Origin of the sequence: Streptomyces sp. NPDC015032 (assembly GCF_043080425.1) — a bacterium.
In the GTDB taxonomy this organism is placed as follows: domain Bacteria; phylum Actinomycetota; class Actinomycetes; order Streptomycetales; family Streptomycetaceae; genus Streptomyces.
On record NZ_JBIBVN010000107.1, the window covers coordinates 1 to 2,219 of the forward strand.

At 70.8% G+C, this 2,219-nt stretch carries 1 protein-coding gene; it reads right to left on the bottom strand.

Translation table 11 applies throughout. The annotated features are described in order from the left end of the window. A partial coding sequence (locus ACF08M_RS41535; protein ID WP_392190505.1) for a condensation domain-containing protein occupies nt 1-2,219 on the bottom strand: 2,219 nt, incomplete at both ends.

The window sequence follows — 2,219 nt, forward strand, 5'->3', positions numbered from 1 at the left end:
ACCAGATCCGACGTCCGCGGCAGTACGACCGCGACCCGCCGCTCCGGACCCACGCCCCGCTCGATCAGCCAGTGCGCCAGCCGATTCGCCCGGGCGTCGAGTTCGCGGTACGTCAAGCTCGTCTCTTCGAAGACCAGGGCCACCGCGTCAGGCGTCCGGGCGGCCTGGCGCGCGAACAGCGCGGGGGCCGTCACATCCTGCGGTAGGGCGACTGCCGTGCCGTTGAATTCGCGCAGCAGCCGGTCCCGCTCCCCCGGCTCCAGCACCTCGACCGCCCCGATGTCCTGGCCGGGGTCGGCCACGACCTGTCGCAGCACCCGCACAAAGCGCGTCGCCATCCTTTCCGCCGTCTCCCGGTCGAACAGGTCGGTGGCGTACTCGATATTGCCCTGTACGTCGTTTCCGGGAATGGAGGCCAGGTTGAAGAACAGGTCGAATTTCGCGGTCCCGGTCGATACGGGGTCGGGGGTCGCCCGCAGTCCGGGCAGGTCGAGTTCGGGAAGGGCGTTGTTCTGCCAGGCGAACATCACCTGGAACAGCGGCTGATAGGCGGTGGACCGCTCGGGGTCGAGCAGTTCCACCAGTCGCTCGAACGGCGCGTCCTGGTTGTCGTAGGCCGCCAGTGCCTTGTCCCGCACCCGCTCCAGGACCCGCTCGAAGGTCGGGTTGCCCGACAGCTCGACCCGCAGCACCCAGGTGTTGACGAAGAAGCCCACCAGCTCTGTGAGGGCCTCGTCGGTACGGCCGGCGATCGGCGACCCGATCGTCAGGTCGTCGCCGCCGCCCAGCTGGTGCAGCAGCACGGCCAGCGCCGACTGCATCACCATGGACGCCGTCGCACCTCGGCGCTGCGCCAGCTCCTCGACCGCGGCGAGAAGTTCGGGCTCGAAGGTGAAGTTCACCATGTCACCGCGGTAGCTGGCCGCCGCCGGGCGCGGCCGGTCCGTCGGCAGTTGCAACGGCTGCGGTACCTCCGCCAGCTCTTGGCGCCAGTACTCGGACTGCACGGACAGCACGCTCTGCGGGTCGGACTCCTCCCCGAGCAGATCCCGCTGCCACAGGGTGTAGTCGGCGTACTGCACCGGCAGCGGCGTCCACTGCGGCGCCCGGCCCGCCAGCCTCGCGGTGTACGCCACCGACAGGTCCCGCGCCAGCGGCGCCATCGAGCCGCCGTCGCCGGCGATGTGGTGGATGAGCAGCACCAGGACGTGGTCCGCTGCGCCACTGCGGAACAGGCTTGCCCGCACCGGGATTTCGGCCGACAGGTCGAAGTGGTGGGTCACCGCACCGGCCACCGCATCGGCCAGGTTCGCCGGCTCCACCGCGGTGGCCGGTACATCGAGCGGGGCTTGCGACACGGGGAGGACCCGCTGATACGGCACCCCTTCCGCGTCCTCCGCGAAGAGGGTGCGCAGGCTCTCGTGCCGGGCCACCACGTCCTGGACGGCGCGCCCCAGCGCCGCCTCGTCCAGCACACCGGCCAGCCGCAGCACCACGGGAATGTTGTACGTGGCCGAAAGGCCCTCGAAGCGGTGGATGAACCACAGCCGGCGTTGTGCGAAGGACAGCGGCACGCGCTCCGGGCGCTCGGCGAGCTGCCGCAGCGTGGGCCGTACCGCCGCCCCCGCCGTCAAGCGCAGCGCCAATTCCACGACGGTCGGCGAGTCGAATACCGCACGGATCGGAAGTTCCGCGCCGAGTTCGGCGCGGATGCGGCTGATGAGGCGGGTGGCGAGCAGCGAGTGGCCGCCCATGGCGAAGAAGTCGTCGTCGACACCGACCCGCTCCAGGCCGAGCACCTCCGCGAACAGACCCGCCAGGACTTCTTCTTGGGGCGTACGCGGTGCCCGGTACGCCCGTCCGGTTAATTCCGGCTCCGGCAGCGCGGCGCGGTCCAGCTTTCCGTTGGGTGTCAGCGGCAGCCGGTCCAGCACCACAAAGGCCGTCGGCACCATGTACTCCGGCAGGCGGGCCGTCACGGAGCTGCGCAGCTCGTCCGCCACGAGGTCGCCGGCGCCGTCGGTCCGGGCGGGGACCACATACCCGACCAGCTGCTTGCCGCAAGCGGTACCGCGGGCGATCACCGCTGCCTGTGCCACCGCCGGGTGCGCCGTCAGGGCTTCTTCGACCTCGGCCGGTTCGATGCGGAAGCCGCGGACCTTGACCTGGGTGTCACCGCGCCCGACGTACTCCAGCTGACCGTCCGCCGTCCACCGCGC